Origin of the sequence: Thioalkalivibrio sp. ALE31 (assembly GCF_000377405.1) — a bacterium.
GTDB lineage: Bacteria > Pseudomonadota > Gammaproteobacteria > Ectothiorhodospirales > Ectothiorhodospiraceae > Thioalkalivibrio.
Map to the genome: position 1 here is coordinate 292,853 of NZ_KB905023.1, position 24,498 is coordinate 317,350.

Genomic DNA, 24,498 nt, shown 5'->3' on the forward strand with positions numbered 1-24,498 from the left:
CCGTCCCGGAGCGGATTCAGCTATCGGATTTCACACGCTTGGGGTCGATCCCCAGCGCCTTGAACTTGCGGTACAGATGGGTGCGCTCCAGTCCCACCCGTTCCGCCAGGCGCGTCATGTTGCCCTCGGAACGCTCCAGCTGCTGCTGCAGATACTCGCGCTCGAACTGCTCGCGCGCCTCGCGCAACGGCAGGTCGGGGATGGCCACTGTGCCCTCGCCAGCCTCCTCCGCGCGCTGCGGCTGCCCGCTGAGGGTGCGTTCCACCTCGTCGCGGGTAATCTCGTCGCCGGAGCCCAGGATCATCAGCCGCTGCACCAGATTGCGCAGTTCGCGCACATTGCCGGGCCAGTGGTACTGCTGCAGCCGCTCCAGTGCCGGGCGCTGGAAGGCGCGCACCGGCAGGCCCTCCTGCTGGTGCAGGTGGCGCATGTGGCATTCCAGCAGTTCGGGGATATCCTCCGGGTGCTCGCGCAGTGGCGGGATCGCCAGCGGCAGTACGTTGAGCCGGTAATAGAGGTCCTCGCGGAAGTGGCCCTGCTCCACCGCCTCGGCCAGGTCGTACTGGCTGGCCGCGATCACGCGCACATTCACGCTGATCGGCTGGTTGCCGCCAATGCGCGTGATGCGCTGGGTGTCCAGCGCGTGCAGCAGCCGCCCCTGGGTCTGCAGGTCCATCTCCGCGACCTCGTCGAGGAACAGCACGCCGCCCGCCGCCTGCTCCAGCAGGCCATAGCGCACATGCTCGCCCTGCTCGCTGCCGAACAACTCGGCAATCGCCTCCTCGCCGGACAGCGAACCCACTGAGACCACGATGAACGGGCTCTCGCGCCGCGCGCTGCGCGCATGCAGCAAGCGCGCGAAGGTCTGCTTGCCCACCCCCGGCTCGCCGGTGATCAGCACCCAGGTATCGTGCTGCGCCATGCGCTGCACCTGGTCGCGCAGGTTCACCATGGTGGCGCTGCTGCCGACCGGGTCGTGCACGGTGCCGGCATGGCGTTTCAGGCCCACGTTCTCGCGCTGCAGGCGCGCGGCCTCCAGGGCGTTGTTCAGGGTGATCAGCAGCTTGTCGATGGACAGCGGCTTCTCGATGAAGTCGTAGGCCCCGAGTCGCGTGGCGTCCACGGCGGTCTCGACATTGCCATGGCCGGAGATCATCACCACCGGGCAGGGCAGGCCCTCGTCGTCGCTCCACTCCTTCAGCAGCGAGATGCCGTCGCCGTCCGGCATCCAGACATCCAGCAGGATCAGATCAGGACGGCGGCTGCGGCGCTGGGCCTTGGCCTCGGCCACGGAGCCGGCAAGGGCTACCTGGTAGCCCTCGTCCTCCAGCACATCCTGCAGCAGCATGCGGATGTCCGGCTCGTCGTCGACCACGAGTATGTAGGCTTCGCTCATTCGGGCTCCTCGTGAACCACCGGACCATGCTCCACCGGAATGCGGATGCGGAAGACCGCCCCATGCCGCCCGGATTCCGCATTATGGCACTCAATCATGCCGCCATGCTCCTCCACGATCTTCTGTGCGACCGCCAGACCGAGACCGGTTCCACGCGGTTTGTCGGTGGTGTAGGGCTCGAAGATGCGTTCGAGGAACTCCGGCTTGATGCCGGGACCGGTGTCGGTCACCCGCAGCTCGATGTGCGGACCCGCCGGGTCGTCGAGGTAGGCAGTGGCCACATGCACCTCCATGTCCTCGTGGCCCTTGCCCGCCTCCAGCGCGTTCTTGATCAGGTTGTGCAGCAGCTGGCGCAGGCGCCCGGCGTCGCCATGGATCCGCGGCAGTTCCGCATCCAGCGTGACATCCACGCGCGAGCGGCCGTCCTGGTCGAGGTACAGCTCGCAGACATCGCGGATCAGCTGGTTCAGGTCCACCGAGGCGCGCTCCAGCTGCGGCGCCTGGGCATAGTCGCGGAAGGCGTTGACCAGGGTCTTCATCGCCTCCACCTGCTGCACGATGGTGCCGGTGGCACGGTCCAGCACCTCGCGGTCGGCTCCCTCCAGCACCTTGCCCAGGCGCCTCGAGAGGCGCTCGGCGGAGAGCTGGATCGGCGTCAGCGGGTTCTTGATCTCGTGTGCCAGACGCCGCGCCACCTCGCCCCAGGCCGCGTCGCGCTGGGCCTTCAGGAACTCGGTCATATCGTCGAACACGATGGCGTGCAGGCCGCGGCTGGAGCCCGAGGTCGGCAACCACACCGCGCGGGTCATCAGTACCTTGCGCCCGCTGCGGGTAAAGACGACCACCTGACGCGACCATTCGGCCTCCTGGCGCACCAGGGCGTCGCTGATCGCCTCGAAGAACTGTGCGACCAACGGGCACTCGTCACCCAGCTCGGACATCACCCGGGTGCGCGCGCCCTGCAGGTCGCATTCCAGGATCTCGCTGGCCGCGGCATTCGCCGTGCGCAGGCGCAGGCTGCCATCCAGCGCCAGTACGCCGGAGCGCAGATGCTGCAGCACGCTCTCCAGATAGGCGCGCTCGGCGTCCAGCAGGCGGCGGTTGCGCTCGGCCTCGTCGCGCGCCTCGTTCAGGGTGCGAGTCATGGTGTTGAACGACTGCACCAGGAAGCCCAGCTCGTCGGCGCGCTGCACCGCGAGGCGCGTGCTGTAGTCGCCCTGCGCCACCATGCGCGTGCCCTGCACCAGATCGGAGATCGGGCGCACCATGCGCCGCGCCACCAGCAGACCGGCCCACAGCGCGGCCATCAGCGAGATCGCCAGCGCCAGTGACAGGGTAAACACAAAGCCCTGAATCATCGGCCCGCGCAGGTAAGCGAACTCGCGGTAATCGGCGAAGGCGTCCTGAACCCGCAGCGACAGCGCACTCATGCGCGGATCCACCGGGTAGATGCCCTGCAGGATGCGATTCTCCGAGCCCGGGCGGCGACTGCTGGTGGTGGCCACCACGCGGATGATCAGCGAGCCGTCGGACTGCGGCTCCAGGCGCGAATACGGCTGCTCCGGGCGCACCCGCATCAGGATGTCGGAGCCCGGCGGGGTCGGCAGACGGCGGATCGGGCTGTCGGTACTGGAGGCGATGATGCGGTTGTTCGAACCGACCAGCGTCAACTCCTGCGCCCCGACCTGGCGGCGATAGTCGTTCAGCGCCAGCGGAACCAGGCCTTCCGAGACCCCCTCGAGGTCGCTCATCAGTTCCTGGGTCTCGGTCGCCAGCTGGCGCACCCGCAGATCCAGCGACGAGCGCGACAGCTCCAGCGCATCCTCCAGCGCCGACTCCACGCGCACGTCGAACCAGGAATCCACGCCCTCGTTCAGGAACTTGAAGGAGAAGTAGTAGACGACCGACACCGGCAGCACGGCCACCAGCATGAACACCGCCACCAGGCGCAGCGTCAGGCGGCTGCCGGGCACCCCGCGGCGATACTGGATCGCCATGCGCACGAGCTGATAGATAATCAGCCCGCCCAGCACCACCAGCACGGCCACATGGAACACCAGCAGCCACAGGAACACCTGTTCGAAGCGCGCCTGGTTCTGGGCCGCATCGCCCATCACCACCAGCGAGGTCAGCAGCAGCGCGAACAGGAGCCCGATGCCGAGGAGCCCCCACGGGAAGCCTCTTAGGGAAACGCTGGTCAACGTACACCCTCGCGTTGGTATCCCAGATTTTCCGAAACAAGGCGCGGTCCGCAGCCGGTAGCCATTCTACCGGCAAGGGCCGCAACGCCGGATCGGGGAACCCGGGGTACCAACCCCAAGGGGCTCGGCCGCTTTCGCGCGCGCAAAAGCGACTCGAGCGCGAGCGTGTACGTTGACCAGCGCTTCCCTAATCCAGCGACCATCGCCGCCACTCCTGTCGGGTCGTCAGATCACCGCGCAAACCGGCATCCAGCTGCAGGGGCAGCGGCAGCGCGGAATACACCAGCGTCAGCCGCGCCGCGAGATCGAACTCGCCGGGATTCTCGCGCACCGCGTCCGGAACCTCGTCCAGACGCAGCCGCCCCAGCCGCCGGGCGACCAGGTCCAGGGCATCCCCCAGGGTCGGTTTCAGGTCCATGCGCTCGTCGGTCACCGCGGTTACCAGATAGTGCCGATTCAGGGCGAAGTATTGCAGCTGGACGCGACGCGTCTCGCTGGCAAGGGTATCGCGCCCGACCCGCCGGCCGCGTTCCAGCCGCGTCTGCGCCTCGAACTCCAGCGTCACGCCGTTGGCCAGGGCGTCCTCCAGCACCGCGGGCAGGCGCATGTCGATATCGAGGCGCACCAGCACGGTGGCATCATCCAGCCACATGTGATTCGCGGCGCGGATCTCCACCGCGCTCGCCGTCACCGGCAGCGCCAGCAGGGCCAGTAGCCCGCACAGCGCCGTCAGGGGCCCGCCCCGCCACGATGAACGCCCCGGCATCAGGGGGCCTGCTTCTCCAGCAGCGCGTAATAGAAGCCGTCCCCGTCCTCGAGCCCCAGCGGCAGCGTTACACCTGCCGCGCGGGGCTTGCTGCCGGGGATAGCGTACTCGCCCTCCAGCGGCCGGGCGCGGGCATCCGCGGTCGCCGCGACGAACGGGGCGACCACCGCCTCGTTCTCCGCCGACAGCAGCGAACAGGTGGCATACAGCAACCGGCCGCCCGGGCGGAGCAGCTTCCAGGCGCCGGCCAGCAGGCGGGCCTGCTCCGCCGCCAGGCGCGGGATGTCATCGGCCCGGCGCAGGGTCTTGATGTCCGGATGACGCCGGATCACGCCGGTGGCGGAACAGGGAACATCCAGCAGGATCGCGTCGAAGGGCTCGCCGTCCCACCAGTCATCGGTGGCGTCCAGATCCGCCGCGACCAGGCGGGCGTCATAGCCCAGCCGGTCGAGGTTCTCGCGTACCTGTTCCAGGCGTTCGGGGTCGTTGTCCAGCGCGGTGAGATCCAGATCGCCACCCGCGTGTTCCAGCAAATGCCCGGTCTTGCCGCCGGGTGCCGCACAGGCGTCCAGCACCCGTTCGCCGGGCCGCGGCCCCAGCAACGGCCCGGCCCATTGCGCCGAGGCGTCCTGGACCGAAAGCGCCCCGTCAGCGAACCCCGGCAGGGCGGCCACATCGACCGGGTCATCCAGCGTCAGCGCGCTGGCCAGCGCCGGGTACGCGCGCCCCGGGATACCGGCGGCGGACAGGGCCTCCAGCGCCGCTTCGCGACTGCCACGGTGCAGGTTGACCCGCAGGGTCATCGGCGCGGGGCGGGTCGAGGCCTCCAGCAGCGTCTCCCAGTCCTCCGGCCAGGCATCGCGAATCGCCTCCAGCAGCCATTCCGGGACCGCATAGCGCAGCACCGGGTCGCCCTCGATCCGGCTCGCCAGTTCGTCCTGCTCGCGCAGGGCGCGGCGCAGTACCGCGTTGATCAGGCCCACCGCGCCAGGGCGATGGATCTCGCGCGCCAGCTCGGCGGTCTCCCGCACCGCCGCGTGATCGCGCGTCCCGAAATGCAGCACCTCGGCCAGTCCCTGCGCCAGCAGCACACCAATCACGGCATCCTTCTTGCGCAGCGGCCGATCCAGAAAGCCATCGACCAGCCCCGCCAGCTGCGGGTACCAGCGCAAGGTGGTGTAGGCGAGCGCCTGCACCCAGGCGGCATCGCGCGCCGCCAGCCCTTCGGTCACCAGCTCCACCGCCCGGGTCAGCGACTGCCCCTGCAGCACTACGCGCTCCACCGCCTCCAGCGCGCGCTGACGCGGCGAGCGCGAATCCACCCGCGAGGGCACCACGCGTTTCGGCTTGCCCGCCATCAGACCGCCCCGGTCAGGGTTTGGCCGGGCAGGTCCGCATTGCGGGCCCAGTCCGCCGCCGCGACCGGGCGGCGGCCGGGCAGCTGAACGGTCCGCAGGCGCAGGATGCCGTCGCCGGTGGCCACATCCACGCCCTCCGGGCAGGCATCCATGATCGTTCCGGGCGTTGCATTCGCCGCGACCTCCAGCGGGGTCGCCGCGTAGACCCGCAGCGCCTGCCCCTGCCAGCCGGCCTGCGCCACCGGCCAGGGGTTGAAGGCCCGCACCTGTCGATCCAGGGCCGCGGCCGGCTGCGACCAGTCCATCCAGGCCTCCTGTTTCTCCAGTTTTCGGGCGTAGCTGGCCTGCGCATCATCCTGGGGCCACGGTGCGGAGGCACCCGCGGCAATCGTCGGGAGCTGCTCCACCAGCAGCTCCGCCCCCTCGCGGGCGAGGACATCGTGCAGCTCACCGGTGGTGGTCTCCGGTGTAATCGGGACGCGACGGCAGGCGTGCACCGGGCCGGCATCCAGCCCCGGGGCCATCTGCATCAGGCAGACACCGGTCTCTTCGTCCCCCGCGAGAATCGCGCGATGGATCGGCGCCGCGCCGCGCCAGCGCGGCAGCAGCGAGGCATGGATATTGAGCCCGCCCAGCGGCGGGATCGCGAGTACGGCGCGGGGCAGGATCAGCCCGTAGGCTGCGACAATCAGGATGTCCGGGCGCCAGGCGGCAAGTTCGGCTTGGGCCTCGGCGGACTTCAGGCTCTCCGGCTGCACCACCGGCAGGCCGGCGGCCTCGGCGACCTGCTTGACCGGGCCCGGACGCAGCTTGCGCCCACGCCCCGCCGGTCGGTCCGGCTGGGTATAGACCGCGACCGGGGCATGCCCGCCGTCGATCAGGGCCTGCAGCGCGGGAACCGCGAAATCCGGCGTCCCGGCATAGACAATGCGCAGGGACTCGACGTCCGTGTCGGCCACTCCCATCAGACCGCGGGGACCGCGGTCTTGTCACCGGCTCCGGAGCGCCCGCCCTGCTTCTCCAGCTTCTTTCGGATGCGGCTGCGCTTCAGGCTGGACAGGTAATCGACAAACAGCTTGCCGTCGAGGTGGTCAATCTCGTGCTGGATGCACACCGCCAGCAGGCCATCGATGTCCAGCTCGAAGGGCTGGCCGTCACGCCCCAGGGCACGCACGCGAATCCGGTCGGCGCGCTGCACCTTCTCGTAGAAGCCGGGCACGGACAGACAGCCCTCGTCCATTTCCTCCTCACCGGAGGTCTCGAGGATCTCCGGGTTGATCAAGGCATGCGGCTCGCTCTGGTCCTCGGAGACATCCGCGACCAGCACACGCTTTTGCACGTTGATCTGGGTGGCGGCCAGACCAATGCCGGGCGCGGCGTACATGGTCTCGAACATGTCGTCCACCAGGGTGCGGATTTCGTCGTCCACCTCGGCGACCGGCTCGGCCTTCAGCCGCAGCCGGGGGTCGGGGAAGTGCAGGATTTCACGCTTGGCCATGAAAAAACCTCAAACTTTGTACTGTACAGATGTCGCAATTCTGCTAACGTTGGACCGCAATATCCGCGGAATTGCGTCATCCGATTGGGGGCCGGGCCACAGGAAGGCTCGGGGAGCGCGCGGACCTGACAGGGGACACCAAATGTACAAGACCAGGGCCACCACGACCTTCGTTCTGCCGGGCATTCTGTTCAGTGTAACGCTGTTGCTGGGCGCCTGCGCGGCCACACCCGAGAACGGCGGCGGCGAAACGACCGCCTCCGATTCCGGCACGGCGCAGGCCGAAGCCCGCCCGGCGCGCGAAGCCCAGGATGAACGCTCGCCCCCCGAGGCCGAGCCGGAGATCCGCGAATCCGCGCCCGAACGCTACGTCGTGAAGAAAGGCGACACCCTCTGGGACATCTCCGCGATGTTCCTGCAGGACCCGTGGTACTGGCCGGAGATCTGGCTGGTCAACCCGGAGATCGAGAACCCCCACCTGATCTATCCGGGTGACGTGCTGAGCATCCACTACGTGGACGGCCGGCCGCGCATCACGGTCGACGGCGGGCCGCGGGTGCGCCCGACGCATCGCCTGTCACCGGAAGCACGGGTGGTGGAGCGCGACGAGGACGTCTCCCCGATCTCCACCCTGCAGTCGTTCATGTTCCGTCCACAGGTGCTGGACGAGGAAACCCTGGAAAACGCCCCCTACATCCTCGCCTCGCAGGACGAGCGCGTGATCTTCGGCCCAGGCGACCGGGTGTATGTGCGCAACGCCGAGGACACCGAACGCTACGAGCTCTATCACATCGTTCGCCACGACGGCGCACTGACCGATCCGGACACCGGAGAGGACCTGGGCGTCGCCACCCTGCCGGTGGGCGAGGCCGAGATCATCGAGCCGGGCAACGTCGCCCGCGCCGACATCCGCAAGGGCGAGCGCGAGGCCATCCGCGGTGACCGCCTGGTCCCCTACGCCGAAGAGCAGGACATGCTGTTCGACATCGGGCGCCCGCCGGCTGGTACCGAGGGCACGATCATCTCGCTGTTCGACGCCCTCAGCCAGATCGGCCAGCTGCAGGCCGCCATCATCAACCGTGGTGAACGCGACGGCATCGAAAACGGCCAGGTCTTGACCGCCTTTACCGCCGGGCGCGAGGTCCGCGACCCGATCAGCGATCGCGCCAACGAGGTGGTCACCCTGCCGGAAGAGGAAGTCGGCACCGTCATGGTCTTCCAGACCTTCGAGAAGGTGTCCTACGTGCTGGTGACCGAGGCCGAGCGCACCCTGCGCGAGGGCGACAAGGTTCGCACCCCCTGACCGGGCCTGCGGCCAGGCTGCATGCGTGATGCCGGCGCGACAGCCGCCCCGCACGAGGACTGGCTGCAACTGATCAACACCCCAGGCCTCGGCCCGCGGCGCCTGCTGCAACTGGTCGAGGCCTTCGGCTCCCCGGGCAACGCCCTGGCCGCCCCCGCGGCCGAATGGCAGCGCGCGGGCGTCGACCTCAAGCTGGACACCACCGCCCATAAAGCCCGCGAGGCCGGGGCGCAGGCCGACCAGGCCTGGCTGGATGCCGACCCCCGGCACACATTGCTGTGTCTGGACGACCCCGACTACCCGCCCCTGCTGGCGGAACTCCCCGACCCGCCCCCGGTGCTGTACCTGAACGGCGCGCGCGAGCTGCTGCGCAGCCCGCAGGTGGGCATCGTCGGCAGCCGCGAGGCCACCCCGCAGGGCGAGCGCCTCGCCACGGAATTCGCCCGCGAGCTGGCCGGGGCCGGGCTGACGGTCACCAGCGGCCTGGCCCGGGGCATCGACGGCGCCGCCCACGAAGGCGCCCTGGCCGCGCCCGGCGGGCGCACCATCGCGGTCGTGGCCACCGGGCCCGACCGCATCTACCCCGCCCAGCACCGGCGCCTGGCGCACCGCATCGCGGACCATGGCTTGGTGGTCTCGCTGTGGCCCACCGATACCCGGCCGCTGGCGCGGAACTTCCCGCAGCGCAACCGCGTGATCAGCGGCCTGTCACTGGCGACCCTGGTCGTCGAGGCGGCGCTGAAGAGCGGATCCCTGATCACCGCACGGCTGGCTGCCGAACAGGGGCGCCAGGTCTATGCCGTCCCCGGTTCGGTGCTGAGCCCGACCAGCCGCGGCTGCCACCGGCTGATCCGCGATGGCGCCCAGCTGGTGGAGTCGGCCGAGGAGATCCTGGATGACCTCGCGGACTGGCTGGGCGTCGCGCCCGATGCGCCTCCGGCCGCGGCCGAACCCGCCTCCGACCCGCTGGATCCGGAGCAGGAACGCGTACTGAACGCGATGGGATTCGACCCGGTCCCGCTGGAAACCCTGCGCGAACGCACCAAATTGACCATCGAACAGCTTTCATCCATGCTGGTTTTGCTTGAACTCCATGGCCGTGTGGCCGCCCTCGACCACGGGCGTTACCAGCGCCTCGACGCAGGATCCCCCGAATCATGAACGAGAATGTGCTGGATGTGCTCATGTATCTCTTCGAGCACACCATCGACGAGGAATCCGACGAGGAGCCGGACCGCTCGGAGCTGGAACGCCACCTGGTGGAGGCCGGCTTTGCCCGCCGCGAGATCGACCGCGCTCTGGGCTGGCTGGACCGCCTGATGAGCGAGGCCCCCCTGGCCGGGCGCGGCGGCGACGGCGCCGCCCAGCGGATCTATGCCCCGGAAGAGCAAAAACGCCTGGATACCGAGGCCCATGGCTTCCTGCTGCACCTGGAGCAAAACGGCCTGCTGACCGCCGGCACCCGCGAGCTGGTGCTGGACCGCGTAATGGAGCTGGACGCCGAGGAGATCGACCTCGACCAGCTGCGCTGGGTGGTGCTGATGGTGCTGTTCAACCAGCCCGACGACGCGATCGCCTATTCCCGCCTGGAAGAGGTCATGCGCGACGATGCCGGCCCCGCGGCCGTGGATTATCTGCACTGATTTCTCCGTCTTGCGAAAGGCGCGCGGTAGCCAACGGGCATTTCCTCCTCTAGTCTTTAGCGCCCGTGAACCCGGTCGCTGCCATGCGACCGCGATCGCCCCGATACGGAACCCGCTGCCACGGAGACGGTCCCGAGCGACATGAGCAAGCACCTCGTCATCGTAGAGTCGCCCGCCAAGGGCAAGACCATCGAGAAGTATCTCGGCCCGGACTACCAGGTCATGGCCTCCTATGGCCATGTGCGCGACCTGGTGCCCAAGGAGGGCGCGGTGGACCCGGAGAACGGGTTCCGCATGAAGTACGACGTGATCGAGCGCAGCGAGAAACAGATCGAGGCGATCGCCAAGGCGCTGAAGAAATCCGACGACCTGATCCTTGCGACTGACCCTGACCGTGAAGGCGAGGCGATCTCCTGGCATCTCTACGAGGTGTTGCGTGACCGCGGCCTGCTGGACGATCGCGGCGTGCATCGCGTCGTGTTTCACGAGATCACCAAGAAGGCGATCCAGCAGGCGATCGAGGAACCGCGCGACCTGGCCAAGCCACTGATCGATGCCCAGCAGGCGCGCCGCGCGCTGGACTACCTGGTCGGCTTCAACCTCTCCCCGCTGCTGTGGCGCAAGATCAAGCGCGGCCTGTCCGCCGGGCGCGTGCAGAGCCCGGCGCTGCGCATGATCTGCGAGCGCGAGAACGAGATCGAGGCCTTCGTCCCTCGCGAATACTGGACCCTGGATGCGAAGGTCGAGCGCCAGAGCCAGCCGTTCACCGCGCGCCTGACCCACCTGGACGGCAACAAGCTGGACCAGTTCGACCTGAACAGCGCCGAGCTCGCGCACGATGCCCAGAAGCGTCTGACCGACGCCGCGAATGGCGAGCTGCGCGTCGCCAAGGTCGAAAAGAAGCAGCGCCGCCGCAACCCGGCGGCGCCGTTCACCACCTCGACCCTGCAGCAGGAGGCCTCGCGCAAGCTGGGCTTCACCGCATCGCGCACCATGCGCACCGCGCAGCAACTATATGAAGGCATCGATCTGGGATCCGGCGCGATCGGCCTGATCACCTACATGCGTACCGACTCGGTGGCCCTGGCCGGCGAGGCGATCGGCGAGATCCGCGGCCTGATCGAGGAGCGCTACGGGGCCAACAACGTCCCCGACAGCCCGCGCCAGTACAAGACCAAGTCGAAGAACGCGCAGGAGGCCCACGAGGCCATCCGCCCAACCTCTGTGCGCCGTCTGCCGAACGAGGTCCGCGAGCGCCTGAGCAGCGACCAGGCCCGGCTGTACGACCTGATCTGGAAGCGCACCGTCGCCTGCCAGATGATCCACGCGACCTTCGACACCGTGGCCGCCGACCTGGTCCCGGGCGACAGCCAGCACCAGTTCCGCGCCACCGGCTCCACCCTGGTCGACCCCGGCTTCATCGCGGTCTACCAGGAGGGCCGCGACGACGCGCAGGATGACGACGAGGACAAGCGCCTGCCGGAAATGGCCGAGGGCGACACGGTCCAACTCGAAGAGGTCACCGCCGACCAGCACTTCACCGAGCCGCCGCCGCGCTATACCGAGGCCAGCCTGGTGAAGACGCTGGAGGAATACGGCATCGGCCGTCCGTCGACCTACGCCAGCATCATCTCCACGCTGCAGTCACGCGAGTACGTGGAGATGGACGGCAAGCGCTTCATCCCGACCGACACCGGCCGGATCGTGAACAGCTTCCTGACCCAGCACTTCGACCGCTACGTGGACTACGACTTCACCGCGAAGCTCGAGGACGAGCTGGACGCCATCTCGCGCGGCGAGAAGGACTGGGTCCCGGTGCTGGAGGATTTCTGGGGCGACTTCCGCGACCGGGTGAAGGAAAAGGAAGAGAACGTCACCCGCGCCGAGGCCGTGCAGTCACGCGAGCTGGGCCCCGATCCGCAGAGCGGGCGCCCGGTCAGCGTGCGCCTGGGTCGTTTCGGCCCGATCGTGCAGATCGGTACCAAGGACGACGAGGAGAAGCCGCGCTTCGCCGGCCTGCTGCCCGGGCAGAAGATGGACAAGATCACTCTCGATGAGGCCCTGGAGCTGTTCAAGCTGCCGCGCGACCTCGGCGAGACGCCCGAGGGCGAGCCGGTGATGGTGAACATCGGCCGCTTCGGACCGTACGTGAAGTACGGCTCCAAGTACGCCTCCCTCGGCCCGGACGACGACGTCTGGACCATCGAGCTGCCGCGCGCGCTGGAGATCGTCGCCGAGAAGAAGCGAAAGGACGCCGAGCGCTTCATCAAGAGCTTCGACGAGGAAGGCATCCAGGTCCTCAACGGCCGCTACGGACCGTATGTGACCGACGGCAACAAGAACGCCAAGATCCCCAAGGAAACCGATCCCAAGTCCCTGACACTTGCGCAGTGCCAGGAACTGATCGCCGCCGCCCCGGAACGCAAGGGCCGCGGCCGCAAGGGGGCGTCCAAGTCGACCGCCAAATCTTCCGGGAAGACCGCATCCAAATCGTCGACCGCGAAGAAGACGACCACGAAAAAGGCGGCCACCACCAAGAAGGCCGCCAGCAAGACGGGCACGAAAAAGACCGCCGCCAAGAAGAGCACATCGAAGAAGGCCCCGGCGAAGAAGGCTTCGACCGCCAAATCCGGCAGCGCGAAATCCGGCGATGGCGACAGCCGCCTGAGTGCCCAGCCCTCCGGCGACCGTGGATCCGAATAAGGCCCCACTGCTCAGCACCGAGATCGAACCCGTCGCGCAGTGCGTGCGCGACGGCGGCGTGATCGCCTACCCCACCGAGGCGGTCTTCGGCCTCGGTTGCCGCCCGGATGACCCCCGGGCGATCGATCGCATCCTCGAGATCAAGGGCCGCCCGGCCGCCAAGGGGCTGATCGTGATCACCGACCGGCTGGAGCGCCTCGCGCCCTGGCTGGCGCCGCTGCCGGCCGAGCACCACGCCGAGATCGACGCCAGCTGGCCGGGGCCGACCACCTGGCTGCTGCCCGTCACCGATGCCTGCCCGCCGCTACTGCGCGGTGAACACGACAGCCTCGCGGTACGCGTCACCGCCCATCCGGGGACGCGCGCGCTGTGCGCGGCCGCCGAAAGCGCGCTGGTCTCCACCAGCGCCAACCGCGCGGGCGCGGAGCCCTGCCGCAGCTGGGATTGCGTTGCCTCACAACTCGGGGCCGGCATCGATGCAATCCTGCAGGCAGAATGTGGCGGGCGCACCGCACCCAGCGCGATCCGCGACGCCCGCACCGGGGCCTGGCTCCGGGGCGCGCCGGAACCCGACACCCATACCGACAACTGATCAACCGGGACGCAGCATGAGCCAGGACAACGTCTCCATCGACCGCGTGATCGACTACCTGCAGGGCCTGCAGGACCGCATCTGCCAGGGCCTCGAGGGCCTGGACGGCCAGGCCCGCTTCGAAGAGGACGCCTGGAAGCGCCCCGCCGGCGGCGGCGGCCGTACCCGCGTGCTGCGCGAGGGGCGGGTCTTCGAACAGGCCGGGGTCAACTTCTCCCATGTGATGGGCGACAACCTCCCGGCCTCGGCCACCGCGCACCGTCCGGAGATGGCCGGGCGCTCGTTCCAGGCCACCGGCGTGTCGCTGGTAATCCACCCGCACAACCCGTATGTACCGACCTCGCACGCGAACGTGCGCTTCTTCATCGCGGAGAAGCCCGGCGAGGCGCCGATCTGGTGGTTCGGCGGCGGCTTCGACCTGACCCCGTACTACGGTTTTGACGAGGACTGCATCCACTGGCACCGCACGGCCGAGGCTGCCTGTCGCCCGTTTGGCGAGCACCTCTACCCGGCGCACAAGAAGTGGTGCGACGAGTACTTCCACCTCAAGCACCGTGACGAGCCGCGCGGCGTCGGCGGGCTGTTCTTCGACGACTTCAGCGAGGGCGGCTTCGAGCACGCCTTCGGTTACATGCAGAGCGTCGGCAACGCCTACCTGGATGCCTATGGCCCGATCGTCGAACGCCGCCACGCGACCGAATACGGCGAGCGCGAGCGCCAGTTCCAGCTCTACCGGCGCGGGCGCTATGTCGAGTTCAACCTGGTCTACGACCGCGGTACCCTGTTCGGCCTGCAGTCGGGCGGGCGCACCGAGTCGATCCTGATGTCGCTGCCGCCGCTGGTGCGCTGGGAATACAACTACCAGCCGGAAGCCGGTACGCCCGAGGCCGAACTCTACGAGCGCTATCTGAAGCCGCGCGACTGGCTGACCGAGTCCGCTGGCTGACTACGCCAACAAGGATGACCCGCATGACCGCACCGATCGCCCCCTATCCCGCCGGCCGCCCGCGCCGCATGCGCCGCGACGCCTTCTCCCGCCGCCTGATGCGCGAGCACCACCTGCGCGCGGACGACCTGATCCTGCCGGTCTTCGTCACCGAGGGCGAGGGGGTACGCGAGGCGGTGCCGTCGATGCCCGGCGTGGAGCGCGTCAGCATCGACCTGCTGCTGGAGGAGGCGGCCGCGGCCGTGCGCCTCGGCATCCCGGCCCTGGCCCTGTTCCCGGTGGTCCCGGGCGAGAAGAAGAGCCTGGATGCCGCCGAGGCCTGGAACCCCGAGGGCCTGGCCCAGCGCGCGGTACGCGCACTGAAGCAGGCCCACCCCGAGCTCGGCGTGATCACCGATGTCGCCCTGGACCCGTTCACCACCCACGGCCAGGACGGCATCATCGACGACGACGGCTTTGTTGTGAACGACATCACCGTCGAGGCCCTGGTGAAGCAGGCGCTGTCGCATGCCGCGGCCGGCGCCGACGTGGTCGCCCCCTCCGACATGATGGACGGACGCATCGGCGCGATCCGCACCGTGCTGGAGGACGGCGGGCACGTGCACACGCGCATCCTCGCCTACTCCGCCAAGTACGCCTCGGCCTTCTACGGGCCGTTCCGCGATGCGGTGGGCTCGGCCGGCAATCTGGGCAAGGGCGGCAAGGAGACCTACCAGATGGACCCGGCCAACGGCGACGAGGCCCTGCACGAGGTCGCGCTCGACCTGGCCGAAGGCGCCGACATGGTGATGGTCAAACCGGGGATGCCGTATCTGGATGTGGTCCGCCGCATCCGCGACGAGTTCCAGCGCCCGACCTTCGTCTATCACGTCTCCGGCGAGTACGCGATGCTCAAGGCCGCCGCCGAACGCGGCTGGCTGGACGAGCGCGCCTGCGTGCTGGAGGCCCTGACCGGCATGAAGCGCGCCGGGGCCGACGGCATTCTCACCTACTACGCCCGCACCGTGGCCGAATGGCTGGCGGAGGACGCGGCCCGATGAGCGAGCCGCGCCCGGATCGCTACGCGGTGGTCGGCAACCCGATCCGCCATTCGCTGTCGCCGCGCATCCATGCCCTGTTCGCCGAACAAACCGGGCAGCACCTGACCTACGAGGCCCTGCTGGGCACCCCGGGTCAGTTCGCCGAGGAGGTCTGGGCGTGGCTCTCCTCCGGGTTCCGGGGCCTGAACGTGACCGTCCCGTTCAAGGAAGAGGCCTTCGCCCTGGCCCGTGTCCTCACGGATCGCGCCCGACACGCCGGTGCCGTGAACACCCTGTGGCGCGACGACGAGCGCCGCATCCATGGCGACAACACGGACGGCGTCGGCTTCTGCCGTGACCTCGACCGCCTGAACTTCAACGTGCGCAGCCGCCGCATCCTGATCCTGGGTGCCGGGGGCGCCACCCGCGGCCTGCTGCAGCCACTGCTGGAGGGGGGGCCCGAGGCCCTGGTCATCGCCAACCGCACCGTCGCCCGCGCGGAGGGGCTGGTCGAGGCCTTTCGCGATATCGCCCCGGCCACCCGGCTGGCCGCCTGCGGCCTGGACACGCTGCCGCAGGGCCCCTTCGATCTGGTGGTCAACGCCACGGCCACCGGCCTCGGCGAGGACGCGCTGGACCTCCCCGCCCATCTGGTTCAAGCGGACAGCCTGGCCTATGACCTGGTCTATGGGGCCGGCGCCCAGCGCTTCCTTGGCTGGGCCGAGGCGGCGGGCTGCAGCAACGGCAGCGACGGGCTCGGCATGCTGGTGGAACAGGCGGCCGAGGCCTTCGCGATCTGGCGCGGGGTGCACCCCGAAACCGCCCCGGTGCTCCGCGAACTGCGTCACGAAATCGACGGCCAATAGCCCACCCATTCTCCGGATTCATGGACGGTTCACCCCGCGGACCGCAAGCTGGGATTCATCACGTCCGCTGCCTTGCGGATCACACGAACACGGGAGAACCGCCATGCAACGCATCCTCGCCCTGGCCGCCACCAGTGCCCTGGTCCTGGTGATGGGCTGCACCACCACCGATCCATACACCGGGGAAGAACGCGTCTCGCGCGCCACCATCGGGGCCGGCATCGGCGCGGCCACCGGTGCCGTGCTCGGCAGCGTCACCAGCAGCCGCAACCGCACCCAGCGCGCGATGATCGGGGCCGGCATCGGCGCCCTGGCCGGCGGCGCCATCGGCAACTACATGGATCGTCAGGAGGATGCCCTGCGCGAGCAGCTGCGCGGGACCGGCGTCAGCGTGACCCGCGACGGCGACAACATCATCCTCAACATGCCGAGCAACATCACCTTCGATTTCGACCGCAGCGACATCAAGCCGGAATTCCAGGATGTACTGGACTCGGTGGCCCTGGTCCTGGAGGAGTTCGACCAGACCGGCATCGAAGTCGCCGGCCACACCGACAGCACCGGTCGCGTCGAATACAACATGGACCTCTCCGAGCGCCGCGCCCAGAGCGTGGGGCAGGCCCTGATCCGCCGCGGTGTGCAGCCGGTGCGCGTGCACACCATCGGCTTCGGACCGCACCAGCCGGTCGCCACCAACGACACCGAGGCGGGCCGCCAGCAGAACCGCCGGGTGGAACTGACCCTGTTCCCGCTGACCGCCGACTGATCGAAACCCGCACGCCGGCACCGCGCCGGGCGCGGTACCGGCGCGCCCAAGGCACCCTCCGCGCTGGACACCCCCACCCCTCCTGCGGCAAAATCCCGAACATTCGTCGCACCGTCATTTTTCGGTGCAATCGCGTCCATTCTCGACAGGATCGCTACCGATTCCCCCTGCCATGGCGTCCATACTGCTGCTCAACGGCCCCAATCTGAACCTGCTGGGACAGCGGGAGCCGGAGCGCTACGGCGCGCAGACCCTGGCGGATATCGAGACCGACCTGAGGGCTCGGGCGGAACAGGCCGACACCTCCTTCGACTGCTTCCAGAGCAACCATGAAGGCGACCTGATCGACCGCATCCATGCCGCCCCCGGCGAGGGCGTGCAACGCATCCTGATCAATCCGGGTGGCCTGACCCACACCAGTGTCAGCCTGCGCGATGCCCTGCTGGGTGTTGCCATCCCGTTCTACGAGATCCATATCAGCAACATCCACGCCCGCGAGCCCTTTCGCCAGACCTCGCGTCTGAGCGATGTCGCCGCCGGTCTGGTCAGTGGCTTCGGCGTCATTGGCTACCGGCTGGCGCTCGATGCGGCGCTCGCGGCTATCAAGGAATAAGAGGCTTCCATGGACATTCGCAAGGTCAAGAAACTGATCGACCTGCTCGACGAGAGCGGCATCCACGAGATCGAGATCCACGAAGGCGAGGAGTCGGTCCGCATCACCCGCTCGGCCAGCGGCACCGCCGTCGCCGCACCGGCCCCGGCCCCTCTGCCCGCCGCGGCACCGGCACCAGCCGGCGCACCGCCCGCAGCCGCCCCGGCCGACGCGGCGGACGCGACCCCGGAGATGGACGGTCACCGGGTCACCGCCCCCATGGTCGGCACCTTCTACCGCGCACCCAGCCCGGGCTCGAAGCCGTTCGTCGAGGTCGGGCAGACCGTGGAGGTCGGCGAGACCCTGTGCATCATCGAGGCGATGAAGATGCTCAACCCGATCGAGGCCGACCAGGCGGGGACGGTCCGCGACATCCTGGTCGAGAACGGCAACCCGGTGGAATACGGCCAGCCGCTGTTCATCATCGGCTGAACCCTCCGATTCCCTGCCAACAGGTCCGAGCATGTTTGAAAAGATTCTGATCGCCAACCGCGGCGAGATCGCCCTGCGGGTCCTGCGCGCCTGCCGCGAGATGGGTATCGCCACCGTCGCCGCACACTCCAGCGCCGATCGCGACCTGAAGCATGTCCGCCTGGCGGACGAATCCGTCTGCATCGGCCCCGCGGCCTCCGGCGAAAGCTACCTGAACATCCCCGCGTTGATCGCCGCGGCCGAAGTCACCGATGCCGGCGCGATCCACCCCGGCTACGGCTTCCTGTCGGAGAACGCGGACTTCGCCGAGCGGGTGGAGTCCTCCGGCTTCTCCTTCATCGGTCCGCGCGCCGAGACCATCCGCCTGATGGGCGACAAGGTCTCCGCCAAGCAGGCAATGCTGGAGGCCAACGTGCCCTGCGTACCCGGCTCCGGCGGCGCCCTGGGCGACGACCCGGACACCAACCTGGCCCTGGCGCGCGAGATCGGCTACCCGGTCATCATCAAGGCCGCCGCCGGTGGCGGCGGTCGCGGCATGCGCGTGGTGCATACCGAGGGCGCGCTGCTGAACGCGATCTCGCTGACCCGCAACGAGGCCCAGCAGGGCTTCGGCAACGACACCCTGTATATGGAGAAATACCTGGAACACCCGCGCCACGTGGAGTTCCAGATCCTGGCCGACACCCACGGCAACGCCGTATGCCTGGGCGAGCGCGACTGCTCCATGCAGCGCCGCCACCAGAAGGTAATCGAGGAGGCCCCGGCCCCCGGGATCAGCGACGAACAGCGCCAGACCATGGCGGAACGCCTGATCCGCGCCTGCCAGGACATCGGCTACCGCGGCGCCGGCACCTTCGAGTTCCTGTACGAGAACGGGGCGTTCTACTTCATCGAGATGAATACCCGCCTGCAGGTCGAACACACGGTCACCGAGCAGGTCACCGGCATCGACCTGGTGCGCGAGCAGATCCGCATCGCCGCCGGCGAGCCACTGGGCTACACCCAGGACGATGTGCACATCAGCGGCCATGCGATCGAGTGCCGCATCAATGCCGAAGACCCCGGCACCTTCATGCCCAGCCCCGGCACCATCCAGCAGTACCACGCCCCGGGCGGGCCGGGCATCCGCATGGATACCCACATCTACAACGGGTACGCCGTGCCGCCCTACTACGACTCGATGATCGGCAAGCTGATCGCCCACGGGAACAGCCGCGAGATCGCGCTGGCCCGCATGCGCGGGGCCCTGGGCGAGATCGTCGTAGACGGCATCCAGACCAACGTCGCCCTGCATCACGACCTGATGATCGACGCCAACTTCCAGCGCGGCGAGACCGACATCCACTACCTCGAGAAGAAGCTGAAGGCGCAGGCCTGACCCTTCCCCCTCGCGCCACGAGCCTGACGCCATGAGCCTTGCCGAACTCGAATGCCAGATCAGCCCGGAACAGGCCGAGCCGCTGGAGGACACGCTGTTTGAACTCGGCGCGGTCAGCGTCGAGCTGTTCGACGCCGCCGACGAGCCGCTGTTCGAACCCCCACTGGGCACCCACCCACTGTGGTCCACTGTGCGCCTGAAGGCGGTATTCCCGGACACCACCCAGGCGGACCTCGCCGCCGCCGCGCTGGAGCGCCAGGCACAGGCCCCCGAGGCGATCCAGGTCCAGCCCATCGAAGACCAGGACTGGGTGCGCGCCGGCCTCGACGGCCTCGGCGCCATTCACTGCGGCAGTTCGCTGTGGATCGTGCCGTCCTGGGAGGACGAGCCGGCCATCGAGGAGGGCACCTTCGTGCGCCTGGACCCCGGCCTCGCCTTCGGCACCGGCAACCACCCGACCACCGCGATGTGCCTGGCCGCGCTGGCCCAGCAGCCGCCGCGGGATCAGGAGGTGCTGGACTACGGCTGTGGCTCCGGCATCCTCGCCATCGCGGCCCTGAAGCTGGGCGCCCGGCATGCGCTGGGCATCGACATCGACGAGCAGGCGGTGCAGGCCACGCGCAGCAATGCCGATGCCAACGCCATCCCGCCCGAGCGACTGGAAACCGGTCTGACGGACCACCCGGTCCCGACGGCGGAATACGATCTGGTGCTGGCCAACATCCTGGCCAAGCCGCTGATCGACCTGGCCCCGGAGCTCGCGCGGGCCGCGAAACCCGGCGCGCGTATCCTGCTGGCCGGTCTGCTGGAACGCCAGGCGGACGAGGTCATCGCGGCCTATTCCGATGCCTTTGACATTGGCGTCGAGGACTGCCGCGAAGGCTGGGCCCTGCTCGGCGGGCGCCGGCGCTAGGGAAACACTGATCAATGTACACACTCGCGTTGGCACCCCAGGTTTTCCGAGACAAGGCGCGTCGTGCAGCGGGTAGTGGTTCTACCCGCAAGCGGCGCAACGCAGGATCGGGGAACCTGGGGTGCCAACCCCACAAGCCATTGAAAGCAGGGGCTCGGCCGCTTTTGCGCGCGCACAGCGTTGCGGCTCCCTTGTGCAGAATGACTGCACGGCAGTCACCGCGCCTTGTTCGCACGCAAAAGCGACTCGAGCGCGAATGTGTACATTGATCAGTGTTTCCCTAGGAACACGCCAACCCATGGGCATCGTCGCGCCGGTACCGTCCTTCTCGCTCGACCGGACGCAGCTACGGCCATCCGGACGCTGACATGCTCGCCCGCTGCCCGCAATGCGGCGTCACCCACGCCCTCGCCCGCGGGTCCAAGATCCGCCAGCGGCGGGTGCACTGCACCCACTGCGGCGCCGAGTTCGATCTGTTCCCGGCCCTCGAGATCGGCGGCGCCGGCGAACGCGTCCTGGGGGAGGGGCTCCTTCCCGCGCAGCCCGTTCGCACCCCCGCGATCGAGAGTGCTCCGGTCATCGCCACCGCCATCGACATCGAACGCCACCCGTGCCCTCTGGACCTGGCCGCCACCGCCCGACGCCGTGTCTGGCCAGGGGTGTTCGTGGCCGCCGGCCTGAGCGTTCTGCTGGGCGCACAACTGCTGGCCTTCCCGCCCGTGGCACCGGGTCATAACCATTACCTGGACCAGACTCGCGCCCAGCTGTGCGCCACCCTCCCCTGCCCGGTCTGGAACCCGCTGCGCGCGCCCGAGCGCATCCGGGTATCGACACCGGACTTCTTCGCCAGTATCGATGGCACATTGCACGTCCAGTTCCAGCTGGAAAGCCCGGTGCGGCAGGCCTGGCCCGTCCTCGACATCCATCTGAGCGACCAGCTGGACACGCGCCATGGCGCTCTGCGCCTGACCCCGAACGACTACACCGACGCGGACGCCCCGATGCCCCCCCACAAACCCGCCACCCTGCGCCTGAGCCTCGCCAGCCCCCATGCCCGCATCACGGGCATCCAGATCCAGCCCCGCTGACCTATGCCCGACACCCCGGACCCGCAACTCGTTCAAGGGCAGCACGGATTCATGCACACCCCGGGGGCGCGAGCACGCTGACCACCGGCGGCGGGCGCCTCGAGGTGCTAGACTCCCCGGCTTCCCCGATTCAATCGTCAGCCCCAGATGCAGCTCGGAATCCATCACTTCGCGGACCCCGTCGTGTTCCTGGCCCCCATGGCCGGCGTGAGCGATCGCCCGTTCCGGTTGCTGGCCCGCCGCCTGGGCGCCAGCGCGGCGGTATCCGAGATGGTCACCTCCAACACCCGGCTGTGGGCCAGCGACAAGAGCCGCCACCGGCTGGACCACCGTCAGGAGCCGCGCCCGCGCATCGTCCAGCTGCTGGGCAACGAACCCGAGCCGCTGGCCGAGGCGGCGCGGGAGAACGTGCGCCGGGGCGCCGACGTGATCGACCTGAACCTGGGCTGCCCCGCGAAGAAGGTCTGCAGCAAGGCCGCGGGATCGGCCCTGCTGGGCGAGCCGGAGCGGGTGCGCGAACTGCTCCAGGCGCTCACGGAGGCCGTCACCGTGCCGGTCACGCTGAAGATGCGCCTGGGCCTGGACCGCGAGCGAATGAACGGCGAAGAGATCGCATCCATTGCCGAGGCCTGCGGCATCGCGATGCTGACCGTGCACGGACGCACCCGGGCCGATGCCTACCGCGGGCAGGCGGACCATACCGCGATCGCGCGCATCGTCCGGTCGGTCTCCATCCCGGTGCTCGCCAATGGCGACATCACGGACCCGGACACGGCGATGCGGGTACTGGATACCACCGGCGCGGCGGGGGTGATGATCGGACGCGCCGCCCAGGGTCAGCCCTGGCTGCCGGGTCAGATCCGCGCCGCGCTGGCCGGCGAAGCGATCCCGCCGGCACCGGCCCTGGCCGCGCGCCTGGCCCTGATCGAGGAACACGTCACCGGCCTGCACACCCAGTACGGCGAACCGCAGGGTGTGCGTATCGCGCGCAAGCACCTGGGCTGGTATCTTCTTGGTCTGGGTCTCGACGAGGCCCGCACCCGGGCGGCCCGGGCTGACCTTCTCGCCGCCCCCACGGCCAGCGAACAACTGCGGCGCCTGCGCGCCCACCTGACGGGAATCGCAAGCGAGGCTGCATGAGCGTGAACATGCCACTCGAACAGGACCCGGACGTCCAGGAAGCATCGGTTGCGGCCACACTCCCGTCCGACTGTGTGCTGGCGGACTCGGTCCGGCGAGCGCTGGATCAGTATTTCGAGACCCTGGACGGGCAAAGCAGCCACGACCTTTACGCACTGGTCATGAACGAGGTGGAGCGCCCCCTGCTGGCCAGTGTGCTGGAGCGCTGCGGGGGCAACCAGAGCCGCGCCGCCGCCCTGCTCGGGCTCAACCGCGCCACCCTGCGCAAGAAGCTGCGCGCCCACGGGCTGGTGGAGGCCAACGGGAACGGCAACGGGAACGGCGCCGCGACCTGACGTTCGGTTCTGGTCACAGGAAGCCAGGAAGGCCGGAAGAATGACTTCGGTTTCCGAGACGGATACCATTTACGGCCAGCTGGAAAAACCAACAGGTTACTGATGCAGGGCCTGGCCAATGATCGCCCCGAAATACGCGGCATCACCAGCCAGCCTGCAGCCAATCGCTGCTTTCCCCTTCCAATCTTCCCGTCTTCCTGTAGACCGCCCTTCTCGGTGTCCCCTGTGTCCTCAGTGGTTCAATCAGCCCGCCGCTAGTCCTTCCAGGCGAGACGGTTCAGGGCCGTCCGGTGCAATTCCGAAGTGGCCGCGGCCAGGACGTTCGCGGTCTTCAGGTCGAGCTCGCCACCGGAGAGGTTGGTGAACACGCCGCCCGCCTCGCGCACGATCACCGCCAATGCGGCGATGTCCAGGATGTTGACGTCGGACTCGATGATCAGGTCGATGCTGCCACGTGCCAGCAGGTGGTAGTGGTAGAAATCCCCGTAGCCGCGGGTGCGGTTGACCTCGGCCATAATGCCGCCCAGCGCGGTCCACCCCTCGGGGCTCTGCGCCAGGGACTTGAGGTTGCCGGTGGACAGCGAGGCGCGCCCGAGATCGACGGTCTTCTCGACCGCGATCGGGTTGCCGTTCAGGAAGGCGCCCTGGCCCTTCTCCGCCCAGGCCCGTTCGCCGAACTGGATGCCGTTGGACAGCCCCAGGATCAGCTCGCCCTTGTACATGAGCGCAATCTGGGTTGAGAAGAACGGGTAGCGCCGCACGAAGCTCTTGGTCCCGTCGATCGGGTCGATCAGCCAGACATAGTCGGAGTCCATGTCCGACTGCCCGGTCTCCTCGCCATAGAAGCCGTGGTCCGGAAAGTGCTCGCGGATCACCTGGCGGATCGCCTTTTCGCTCTCCACGTCGGCCCGAGTCACCGGGGTGTCGTCGGGTTTGGTTTCGACGTCGACACCCGCCTCGTAGTAGTGGCGGATCACCTTCTCGGCGGCATCAGCGGCGGCCTGGGCGGCCTCCATGAACGCGCTTCGCGACATGTTCGTGTCCCCTCGAAAAAAGGCCATAGCTTAACATGCGCCCTATTCGCCGCTGACCCGGGGCGACCCTGCCGCCTTCGCGGGTTGGTTGTCGCCGCCGGGTCATGCCCCGATAATGCCGCGATTCTTTCGAGGAGCCGGAACATGTCCAAGAAGCTGCCCGACGTCAGCAATATCGAACGCCTGGAGTTGTTTGGCGAGGACTACAACCCCACCGCGACCATCGAGAACGTGGACGGCCAGAGTCTGTCGCTGCAGATCTACTACCAGCTGGCGCTGGATTACGGCGGCATCGGGCCCAAGGCGGCCAACTCGGGCCTGCTGCTGTACGGCAGCCACGCCGACGACGCCCGCGCCAACCCGGGCAAGCATCCGAACATCGACCGGCTGATCGACGTCCTGAACAACGACTACTACCTGTCGGTGAAGGCCGTCCCCAAGCGCGGCAGCCAGGCCGGCTAACAACCGG

At 68.6% G+C, this 24,498-nt stretch carries 24 protein-coding genes; 17 read left to right on the forward strand and 7 right to left on the reverse strand.

What is annotated here, in order from left to right; translation table 11 throughout:
• Positions 1-16: 16 nt before the first annotated feature.
• From D103_RS0109355 to def, 6 genes are all read right to left on the reverse strand, one after another.
• The gene (locus D103_RS0109355) at positions 17-1,396 is read right to left on the reverse strand and encodes a sigma-54 dependent transcriptional regulator (RefSeq protein ID WP_018865481.1); all 1,380 of its coding nucleotides are present in this window, start codon (positions 1,394-1,396) and stop codon (positions 17-19) included.
• Positions 1,393-3,597, reverse strand: a complete 2,205-nt coding sequence (locus tag D103_RS0109360; protein ID WP_018865480.1) for an ATP-binding protein — start codon at positions 3,595-3,597, stop codon at positions 1,393-1,395. Before D103_RS0109360 ends, D103_RS0109355 begins: the two co-directional genes overlap by 4 nt.
• Before the next feature lie 187 nt (positions 3,598-3,784).
• Positions 3,785-4,363: a DUF4390 domain-containing protein gene (locus D103_RS0109365; protein WP_018865479.1), complete on the reverse strand. Its 579-nt coding sequence runs from the start codon at positions 4,361-4,363 to the stop codon at positions 3,785-3,787.
• Complete coding sequence (rsmB, locus tag D103_RS0109370) at positions 4,363-5,721, reverse strand: 16S rRNA (cytosine(967)-C(5))-methyltransferase RsmB (RefSeq protein WP_018876610.1); 1,359 nt, start codon at positions 5,719-5,721, stop codon at positions 4,363-4,365. Before rsmB ends, D103_RS0109365 begins: the two co-directional genes overlap by 1 nt.
• Positions 5,721-6,686 (reverse strand): methionyl-tRNA formyltransferase, encoded by a 966-nt coding sequence (gene fmt, locus D103_RS0109375; RefSeq protein ID WP_018876611.1) that lies wholly within the window; start codon positions 6,684-6,686, stop codon positions 5,721-5,723. Before fmt ends, rsmB begins: the two co-directional genes overlap by 1 nt.
• Entirely contained in the window at positions 6,686-7,219 is a 534-nt protein-coding gene (gene def, locus D103_RS0109380; protein WP_018865476.1) for a peptide deformylase, read from the reverse strand. The genes fmt and def overlap by 1 nt, the downstream gene beginning before the upstream one ends.
• Positions 7,220-7,361: 142 nt before the next feature.
• Here def and D103_RS0109385 point away from each other — a divergent pair, with 142 nt between their 5' ends.
• The 16 genes from D103_RS0109385 to D103_RS0109460 all read left to right on the forward strand — a co-directional run bounded on the left by D103_RS0109385 (position 7,362) and on the right by D103_RS0109460 (position 22,995).
• Complete coding sequence (locus D103_RS0109385; RefSeq protein ID WP_018876612.1) at positions 7,362-8,522, forward strand: LysM peptidoglycan-binding domain-containing protein; 1,161 nt, start codon at positions 7,362-7,364, stop codon at positions 8,520-8,522.
• 21 nt (positions 8,523-8,543) lie between these two features.
• Positions 8,544-9,683, forward strand: coding sequence for a DNA-processing protein DprA (gene dprA, locus D103_RS0109390; RefSeq protein ID WP_018865474.1), 1,140 nt, complete (start codon positions 8,544-8,546; stop codon positions 9,681-9,683).
• Complete coding sequence (locus D103_RS0109395; RefSeq protein ID WP_018876613.1) at positions 9,680-10,165, forward strand: DUF494 family protein; 486 nt, start codon at positions 9,680-9,682, stop codon at positions 10,163-10,165. The genes dprA and D103_RS0109395 overlap by 4 nt, the downstream gene beginning before the upstream one ends.
• A gap of 141 nt (positions 10,166-10,306) precedes the next feature.
• Positions 10,307-12,868, forward strand: a complete 2,562-nt coding sequence (locus tag D103_RS0109400) for a DNA topoisomerase I (protein ID WP_018876614.1) — start codon at positions 10,307-10,309, stop codon at positions 12,866-12,868.
• Positions 12,855-13,460, forward strand: coding sequence for an L-threonylcarbamoyladenylate synthase (locus D103_RS0109405; protein ID WP_018876615.1), 606 nt, complete (start codon positions 12,855-12,857; stop codon positions 13,458-13,460). Before D103_RS0109400 ends, D103_RS0109405 begins: the two co-directional genes overlap by 14 nt.
• 16 nt (positions 13,461-13,476) lie before the next feature.
• A complete protein-coding gene (gene hemF, locus D103_RS0109410) occupies positions 13,477-14,406 on the forward strand; it encodes an oxygen-dependent coproporphyrinogen oxidase (protein WP_018876616.1) in 930 nt (309 codons plus the stop codon).
• A 23-nt stretch (positions 14,407-14,429) separates the two neighbouring features.
• Positions 14,430-15,446 (forward strand): porphobilinogen synthase, encoded by a 1,017-nt coding sequence (gene hemB / locus D103_RS0109415; RefSeq protein WP_018876617.1) that lies wholly within the window; start codon positions 14,430-14,432, stop codon positions 15,444-15,446.
• The gene (gene aroE, locus D103_RS0109420) at positions 15,443-16,291 is read left to right on the forward strand and encodes a shikimate dehydrogenase (protein WP_018876618.1); all 849 of its coding nucleotides are present in this window, start codon (positions 15,443-15,445) and stop codon (positions 16,289-16,291) included. The genes hemB and aroE overlap by 4 nt, the downstream gene beginning before the upstream one ends.
• A gap of 103 nt (positions 16,292-16,394) precedes the next feature.
• A complete protein-coding gene (locus tag D103_RS0109425; RefSeq protein WP_018865467.1) occupies positions 16,395-17,057 on the forward strand; it encodes an OmpA family protein in 663 nt (220 codons plus the stop codon).
• A 172-nt stretch (positions 17,058-17,229) separates the two neighbouring features.
• Complete coding sequence (gene aroQ / locus D103_RS0109430; protein ID WP_018865466.1) at positions 17,230-17,670, forward strand: type II 3-dehydroquinate dehydratase; 441 nt, start codon at positions 17,230-17,232, stop codon at positions 17,668-17,670.
• Positions 17,671-17,679: 9 nt separating this feature from the next.
• On the forward strand, positions 17,680-18,141 hold the full coding sequence (accB, locus tag D103_RS0109435; RefSeq protein WP_018865465.1) for an acetyl-CoA carboxylase biotin carboxyl carrier protein: 462 nt from the start codon (positions 17,680-17,682) through the stop codon (positions 18,139-18,141).
• A gap of 31 nt (positions 18,142-18,172) precedes the next feature.
• The gene (gene accC, locus D103_RS0109440) at positions 18,173-19,519 is read left to right on the forward strand and encodes an acetyl-CoA carboxylase biotin carboxylase subunit (protein ID WP_017942601.1); all 1,347 of its coding nucleotides are present in this window, start codon (positions 18,173-18,175) and stop codon (positions 19,517-19,519) included.
• A 31-nt stretch (positions 19,520-19,550) separates the two neighbouring features.
• The gene (gene prmA / locus D103_RS0109445) at positions 19,551-20,432 is read left to right on the forward strand and encodes a 50S ribosomal protein L11 methyltransferase (RefSeq protein ID WP_018876619.1); all 882 of its coding nucleotides are present in this window, start codon (positions 19,551-19,553) and stop codon (positions 20,430-20,432) included.
• 368 nt (positions 20,433-20,800) lie between these two features.
• A complete protein-coding gene (locus D103_RS0109450; RefSeq protein ID WP_018876620.1) occupies positions 20,801-21,520 on the forward strand; it encodes a DUF3426 domain-containing protein in 720 nt (239 codons plus the stop codon).
• A gap of 147 nt (positions 21,521-21,667) precedes the next feature.
• Complete coding sequence (dusB, locus tag D103_RS0109455) at positions 21,668-22,660, forward strand: tRNA dihydrouridine synthase DusB (RefSeq protein WP_018876621.1); 993 nt, start codon at positions 21,668-21,670, stop codon at positions 22,658-22,660.
• Positions 22,657-22,995, forward strand: a complete 339-nt coding sequence (locus D103_RS0109460; RefSeq protein ID WP_018158446.1) for a helix-turn-helix domain-containing protein — start codon at positions 22,657-22,659, stop codon at positions 22,993-22,995. The genes dusB and D103_RS0109460 overlap by 4 nt, the downstream gene beginning before the upstream one ends.
• A 254-nt stretch (positions 22,996-23,249) precedes the next feature.
• On the opposite strand, the gene D103_RS0109465 is transcribed toward D103_RS0109460, so the two are convergent.
• A complete protein-coding gene (locus tag D103_RS0109465; protein WP_018876622.1) occupies positions 23,250-24,011 on the reverse strand; it encodes an inositol monophosphatase family protein in 762 nt (253 codons plus the stop codon).
• A gap of 162 nt (positions 24,012-24,173) precedes the next feature.
• Here D103_RS0109465 and D103_RS0109470 point away from each other — a divergent pair, with 162 nt between their 5' ends.
• Complete coding sequence (locus D103_RS0109470; protein ID WP_017942594.1) at positions 24,174-24,491, forward strand: DUF2322 family protein; 318 nt, start codon at positions 24,174-24,176, stop codon at positions 24,489-24,491.
• Positions 24,492-24,498: the final 7 nt, after the last annotated feature.